Below are 7,603 nucleotides of genomic sequence, written 5' to 3' on the forward strand. Positions count from 1 at the left end.
TTTCGTGTCAGTATAATTAGGAATTCCACTTCGGTGCTGCACCATCATTCTGATGGTGATTTGGCCAGCATTTTCTATTCTCCCCGCCAGTTCCGGAAAGTAATCGGCAAGGGTTTTATCCAAAGACAAACGTCCTTCGCTAACCAGTTTGGTGATCGCCACCGCGGTATACAGCTTGCTGACGCTGGCAATTTTAAATAATGAATGTGGGTCCGCAGGGGTTTTGCTTTCTCTGTTTTTATAACCTGAAGTATAAAGTTCAGGTGGTTCACCCTTTTTATCCACATAGACTATAATGCCATCAAATCCATAATCAGCAGCTCTATTGACCTGCTCCTGCACTGTTTCGGGCAATGGTGCTATCCATGCTGTCACAATAGGCCAGGATACGAAGTATAAAGAGATTATAGTACCAACAAGCAATATAACCCTGATGATCCATTTTGATTTTTCCTTCTTCATGGTGTGATAGAAAATTGAAGTTATTTACAATAAGGCTATCCATCATGAAAAAATCAAATATTAAATGACCATGATCAGTTTTTAAAAGAGAAAGGTCGAAGAAGTTAGTAAAGCATTAACGGCAAGCGAGGAGGCTTAATCGTTTGCTGCCTTGTATTCGAACTTTTCAAAAATTTTACGGATAGCCTCAACTGCCCTTTCGTCAGGAGAGGGGCCATCATTCTCATTACTACTTACCCCACCATCCCTCAGTTGCTCTTTATTTTGAGGTTCATTGTTTATTGCTCCCTCATTTCTGCTCGGTGTATGGCTGAGGAAATCATGTCCCTTCAGAATACCGGTAGCATAACCTTGCCATAAAACGGTGCTTTTATTTCTGTCAAGAAGGCGTATAATAAGCGTACCTTCGTCAAATTCCTGGCTTTGGGGGAGATTTTCTATTTGCTGAGTTTTATCCGGCTCGCCTGGATGTAGCGGATCAAGATCCTCCTTTACAACTCTATAACTAACCAGAAAATCGGGATTGCTACTGCTTCTTACATAGCCCATGGCACCTAGTTCGTCATCAATAGTTTGTTGAATGGCAAGTTTTAATGACCGGTCACTGATATAGTCTTCGGAGGAAGGGTGGTTCACTGCAGGCATCCAGTTGTAACTGGCGTAGCTGCTAAAGTCGGCATCTTCGCTTTCGTCGACAGCTATAAGTTCCTGTGCGTCAGAAATAGACATGCTGGAAATGAAAAAGAATAAAACGATAAATAATAAATATTTTCGAAGTTTCATGGCATTAAAGAGGTTAAGTGATACATCAGTTTTAGTAACTATAGCGAAAATACTGTGCCATACCTACATGGGTAATACAAGCGGCTTGACCTTCTTTAAGAAGAGGATTTCTGTTGAAAAGTGTGTATTAAATGAAACACCTCAGATAGTAGGCCCTATGGCATTAGGAGGTATTGATTATTAGGGTGAGCATTTTCAGGAGGAGCAAAAGAAAAACATTACAAAAGCGCTTCTGTTAATCTCTTGATGCGATTTCTTTTTTGTGCAATAGTCTTTATTTCGATAGGCGGTTGTAGTAAGCGCTGGGTTGGTAAAGTTGATCAGCGTGATCAGCTTCAACAACAGTCTGCCTGCAATGCCAACGGTTCGTATGCAACAATTGCTGCCAATCCACACTATGAAAAAAGTAGTTTCCATCAGTGGCTTTTTGGAAAGCGTTACAGAGACCTGTGGAGTGAGCCCGTGAAGGTAAAGCTGATTGATATTCAAAACAGCGATTTTGAAATTCTAAAGGTAGGAGGGGGACGGCAGACCTACAACCTGCGCGTTATTGACCCTGAAGATAATCAGTATGTGTTGAGAACTGTTGATAAGGCTCCAACCAAAGTGCTGCCTAAAATTGTGAAACAGTCTTTTGTGGGAACACTTTTAAAAGATCAGGTCTCCTCTGGTCATCCCTACGCACCTCTTGTATTGCCCCTCATGTCTGACGCCCTCGGAATTTATCATACCAACCCGAAACTCCGCTTTGTTTGCAGTGAATCTTTACCAAACGAAGATTACCATATTTTTAGTGGAGCCATGGTAGTCATGGAACACAGGCCTGATGAAGACCAGAGTGAATTCAGTTACCTCGGCAATTCAGAAAATGTGGTCGGCAGCCACAATATGCTGGATGACCTATTAAAGGAAAATGATTCCCGGGTAGATACCTATCACTACCTGAAGACCCGCTTCTTTGATATGATTATTGGTGATTGGAGCCGCCATGAAGGCAACTGGCGGTGGGCTACATACGAGCAACCAAAAGGCACCTTTTACCGGGCTGTTCCCAGGGATAGAGATCACGCTTTTTACTATCTGGATGGAGTTGTTCCAAAACTTATAAGAACATTTTTTAAACCACATTTCCGATCATTTAAAGCTCGTCTGCCGAACTTAAGAAAACTTAATGCCAGTGCAGAACACCTGGACAGACTTCTTTTGTCGTCCTTAAACTTTAATGAGTGGCAGGCTATTGCCGATTCTGTAAAGACGCAGCTTACTGACTCGGTGATCGATGAGGCGATGAAGGCTTTGCCACAGGAAATATACAATGTCAGTGGTACAGAGCTAGCCCAAAAGCTAAAGCACAGAAGGGACATGCTGCCTGAAAAAATTGACACCTATTACCGGTTTTTATCCAAAAAGCCCGACATATACGGTACTGACAAGCATGAGAGGTTTGTAATCACCGCCGTTGAAGATAAGGTACGTGTGGTAATCTATAAGACCAAAAAGGAAGGGGATATTTCAAAAGAGATATTTTCAAGACTATTTGACCCTGATGAGACAAAAGAGATCAGTCTGTATGGCCTGGCGGGGAATGACCGGTTCGTGTTTAACGGAAATGGCAGGTCGCCGATTGGGGTTAGGGTATTTGGTGGCGCTGGTGAAGATTGGTTTGAGCAGCAGACGGAAGGGAAGTTGTTCAAAGTAATGATCATCGATACAGAAAAAGGCAGTCACTGGACCAAGCTTAATAAGGGTATAAAGGTGCGTAAAGCTGATCCTGAGACATCGTATTTTGATGCTAATGGAGTCCTGCTGGACTTCTACATATGGGATTAATATGCTTCGTGACTTCCTTTTTTAGGTTTCTGAGCCACCTCATTTGTCAAGCTATTGTATATCATGAACATAAAAAGTATAAAAAGCAGATTACTTAAATCCAGATCATTTTGTATAGTAGAACTACTGTTCTTGTTTGTAGCAATTCCGTTGTTCACAAAGTATCAGCTAAAAGGTTTCTATAACCTGGTGCCTCTGCTAGTTGTTGCAGTTATTCTGTTGGTGACCCTGCTAAAGGATCAAAGTTTCCACAACCGCCAGTTTGTACGGCTAGTGCCTGTTAATTGGAAGCTACTGATAACTAGGTTTCTGATTATTTCGGCAGTTATTTACATAGCTATTAGAGTCTTTCAGGAAGAACTACTTTATTATCTCCCTCAAGAGAAACCCGAGAAGTATCTATTGGCTATCGCTTTATACCCTCTTTGGTCAGTCATACCCCAAGAGATTGTTTACAGAGCCTGGTACTACCATCGATATTCAGAACTTTTCCCAAATGTGAAGCTTGCAGTGTTCGTCAATTCTTTATTGTTCGGATTCACTCATATAGTATTTGACAATTGGATCGCTGTATCCGGAGCATTTGCTGTGAGTTTTATTTTCAGCCATACCTATAGAAAGTACAATTCATTGTTGACTGTAATCATCGAACACTTCTTCTACGGAGTAATGATATTTAGTCTGGGGTTAGGGAAATTCTTCAGGTGATATCATTTACAGAGGGGCCATTCCCAGGTTATAAGTAGTTACGGGAGCTGAAAAGCCATTGATTGGCCACGGCTTGGAAATGGCTTGCGGTACTATCGCTCGATACTTGTACATTAAGCAATATGCGAGCAGCAACTAATTGTTGATTTTAGCCATCTGACTTCGTACGCTTGGCCTTGCAGACCATCAAGTTAGGAAGTGTGACTTCAAAAAGGGTAAAGGCTCCATGTTGAGATTGAACTTGAATAGTTCCCCCTAATTTGGTAACTGCCTCCTTCGCAATATATAGCCCCAGGCCTGCTCCTTTGGAAGCCTCGGAAGCGCGGTAAAACATATTAAAAATGCTACTCAGGTATTCATTGCTGATACCGATCCCATTGTCCCATGCCTTAATACAAGCATTTTTCTCAGAACAAACAATACTCAAAGATATACGAGGGTGCTCTTTGTCGAAATCCTGATACTTAATTGAATTAGAAATCAGGTTATTGAGAATAATTTCAATTCTGGTTCGGTCGGTGTAAAAGGGAACATCGTCTTTTATTTCTGTGTCTATCTGTACCCGGGCAAAATCGTTTAAATGAGAGAAGTTGTGTTTCACTTCTTCTATGAGCTTGGCGAAATCAATTTTTGTGAGTTCAAGCTCCATTCTGGAATTTCGTGAATAATTAAGGATGTCTTTAATGAAATTGTCTAGCCGGGTTATACTGTGATGTGCTAACTCCCAATATTGTTGATGTGAGTGAATGTCTTTTTCTTTTTGAGCCAAATAAATTAACCCTAACAAAGAAGCAAGTGGTGCACGCAGGTCATGGGAGACACTGTATACAAAATGATCTAATTCGTGATTTGTCTTCTGGAGCTCCACAAATTGCGATTTCAACCTTTCCTCGGAGGTTTTACGTTCGGTGATATCTTCAAGAATGCCCTCGATATACTGTACGTTTCCCTGTTCATCTTTAACAGCAAGGTTATTCGTTCGTACCCATATAGTTTCTTTATTTTTTTTTCTCATTTTAACCTCCATACCACCTACCTGTCCATATCGTTCCAGTAAATCAGTCATATGAAGGCGGTCACTGGGTTTTATATACATTTCCGTTCCGATGTCTGTTACTGATGTAATAAGGTCGTTAGGAGTGTCATAACCGAATATTCTTGCCATAGCAGGATTGGCCGTTATAAAGGTTCCTTCCTTAGTAGCCTGATAGATTCCTTCTAAGGCATTTTCAAAAATGGTTCGGTAGCGTTCCTCAGCCTTTTTTCGCCGGGAAATATCAATACCCATGCCTATAAGGCATGGCTCGTTTTCAACAGTTGTAAGTTTTCCATTGAAATAGAATGGAATTTTCTGCCCGTCTTTTGTGATGAAGTTCGCTTCTACTTCTACCTCTCCACCCGAAAATACTTTGTTGATATTTTTTTTGATCAAAACCTGTTCATCCTTATCAAAAAAATCAAACGGATTCATGCTACTTACTTCCTGGGTGGAATAGCCGGAAATGATTTCAAGATTCTTATTCCATCGTAAAAAATTTCCATTTTTATCAAAGAGGTAAAATACACCTGGCAAGCTGTTGATAATTGAGTCAGAGAGCTCCTTTTCTGCAATAAATTTTACCTCTGCGAGTTTTCTTTCTTTTATATCCCTGATAAAGGCGCAAAATAGTTCCTCAGTATCCTGTTTCATAGGTACGATGGTAAGCTCAATCGGGAATTCCTGTTGCTGTTTATTTATTGCAGTTGTTTCTATTACCCGGTTCATCAAATTACTTTTTTGGGTATTTAGATATCGTTGAAAACCCGCTAAATGCTGTTTGCGGTACCGTTCGGGAATTATGGTGTCGACCAAAGGTTTCCCTATTACTTCTTTTTTTGACCAACCAAATATCTGAGTCGATTGAGGGTTCCAAAAAGTAATTTCACCTTTAGAGTTGATGCATAGGATCGCATCAAGAGAAGATTCCATGATGAGTTTTCTCGTTTCCTCACTTTTATTAATGGCGATTTCGGCCTTCTTTTCTTCTGTAATATCACGAAGGTAAATAGATAAACCAGTAGGGGAAGGGTAGATGCAGTGCTCAAACCAGTGATCATAGGACGGATAATATATCTGTTGAGACTGATACTGCTGGCTGGTCATAGCTGTATCGGCAGAGCGCTGAAATGATAAACTTGCAGCTTCAGGGAACATGTCCCAGATATATTTTCCTATCACCTCTTCGGGAGACCTGTTTACGATCAGTCCCGCTTTCTGGTTTGCGTATAAAACGCGTCCCTTAGTGTCAAGGGCAATAAAAGCGTCGCTGATCCTGTCTAATATTTCTGTGATCTGGACAGTCTTCTCACGTACTCGATAGTTTAAATTTTTGTTTATTCTTCTTAATTGATTCTCAGCCTCCTTGCGCCCTGCAATGTTATATCTTAGGTTTAGCAATGTCACGACTTGATTAGCTAGTATACGAAGGCTCGAATACTGTTGCTCATTTATTTGTTTAGGTTTCCTGTCAATTACTCCAAGGGTTCCAAGCCGGTAGCCATCGTTGGTGATTAGAGGCATGCCAGCATAAAATCGAATGTAGGGCTCCCCGATAACCAGCGGGTTATCATTGAAACGTTCGTCGTTAAGCGCATCTTCGACCACCATTACATCACCATGGTGAATGGCATGAGCACAAAACGACAGCTTTCGATCAGTTTCGTTTATCGTTAGTCCTTTTTTTGCTTTAAACCACTGTCTTTTCTCGTCTAACAGCGTAACGAGTGCTATTGGAGTATCCAAAAGTTGGGAGGCTAGTTCTACAATATCATTGAAGTCCGCTTCCTCTTCAGTATCGAGAATATTGTACCTATAAACTGCCGCAAGTCTTTCTGCCTCATTATTTGGTATTTCGCTTGCCTTCATCTTTTCTGTGCTCTATCTGCTTTGGGTATAAACAGTGATAATAATAAATATAATGCTTTTAGCGGTTAAAAACAGGCTGTTGGTGCTACTTTGGCTAATGACGGGCCTTAGTGGAATTCCCGCGTGAACACAAGCGGCTTTGTATCAGATACTTCCAGATAAACCTATTGTTCATCCTATTATGAGACCATAGTCTCTGCTTCAGGCCTGAGTAGAACCGATGTAGATTTTATCATGGGTAGCAGAGTAGAGCATGTAGATTGTGTACATATGGTGATTTGTAAAAGACGTAATTATTTATTTCGCAGGTCTGTGGCTCATGGGCCCTTAATCTTATCAAAAGCAAAAGCAGATCACTCTTTAGTAATCGGCTTCGTAGTAGCGTAGCGGTAACTTGCACCACCATTTATCCAGGTATTCAGACTTATAATACCAGCAGCGCAAAAATCATCATGTAATACTATCGGTGTGAATGCCGTTTTTTTAGCAGTAAATAAAATCAAAACTCCGCTGGCAGTACATATAAGGTTTTCCCTGCATGTAAGCTTATCAGCAATAACGATCTTTTTTAATAAACGAATAGCTATAGCTTTGTGAAATCATTTAAATCATGTAAGAAATTGTTTTAGTGCAAATTAATTGCACTGCTTTGAAAACACTTACTGTCTGACTTAAACGCCCCATAACTATATTAATTGACCATTGAGCTTGAAGAGGCATTGGCGTAGCCATGCTTGTAGTTCAGGCTGAAACTAACTTTAAAACATTATACCTGATAATTAAAGTGTTTACTTCTGACAACCACTTTACTACGAACCTGTTGAAGCCTATCTATGTGGGTATTTTATGGCTGTGCCACACGGCTGTACTTAGCCAGGTGCCTCATGTTACCCTACCCAAACCTGCTAGTTTGCA

6 protein-coding genes are annotated in these 7,603 nt (G+C 40.7%); 3 read left to right on the top strand and 3 right to left on the bottom strand.

Features of this window, described 5'->3' with window-relative positions:
* Both E1163_RS04280 and E1163_RS04285 read right to left on the bottom strand, forming a co-directional pair.
* A partial coding sequence (locus tag E1163_RS04280) for a serine hydrolase domain-containing protein (protein ID WP_155169845.1) occupies positions 1-462 on the bottom strand: 462 nt, incomplete at its 3' end.
* A 135-nt stretch (positions 463-597) separates the two neighbouring features.
* Positions 598-1,245, bottom strand: a complete 648-nt coding sequence (locus E1163_RS04285; protein ID WP_155169848.1) for a DUF4136 domain-containing protein — start codon at positions 1,243-1,245, stop codon at positions 598-600.
* A 246-nt stretch (positions 1,246-1,491) separates the two neighbouring features.
* Here E1163_RS04285 and E1163_RS04290 point away from each other — a divergent pair, with 246 nt between their 5' ends.
* Together E1163_RS04290 and E1163_RS31640 are read left to right on the top strand one after the other, a co-directional pair.
* Positions 1,492-3,075: a hypothetical protein gene (locus E1163_RS04290; RefSeq protein ID WP_155169850.1), complete on the top strand. Its 1,584-nt coding sequence runs from the start codon at positions 1,492-1,494 to the stop codon at positions 3,073-3,075.
* Positions 3,076-3,138: 63 nt separating this feature from the next.
* Positions 3,139-3,783, top strand: a complete 645-nt coding sequence (locus tag E1163_RS31640; protein WP_155169853.1) for a CPBP family glutamic-type intramembrane protease — start codon at positions 3,139-3,141, stop codon at positions 3,781-3,783.
* 148 nt (positions 3,784-3,931) lie between these two features.
* Here the strand turns inward: E1163_RS31640 and E1163_RS04300 are convergent, their stop codons facing one another.
* A complete protein-coding gene (locus E1163_RS04300; RefSeq protein WP_155169856.1) occupies positions 3,932-6,688 on the bottom strand; it encodes a PAS domain S-box protein in 2,757 nt (918 codons plus the stop codon).
* 730 nt (positions 6,689-7,418) lie between these two features.
* On the opposite strand from E1163_RS04300, the gene E1163_RS30925 reads away from it, so the two are divergent.
* On the top strand, positions 7,419-7,603 hold a 185-nt coding region (locus tag E1163_RS30925; RefSeq protein WP_221417930.1), incomplete at its 3' end, for a hypothetical protein.

Origin of the sequence: Fulvivirga kasyanovii (assembly GCF_009711405.1) — a bacterium.
Taxonomy (GTDB): Bacteria; Bacteroidota; Bacteroidia; order Cytophagales; family Cyclobacteriaceae; genus Fulvivirga; species Fulvivirga kasyanovii.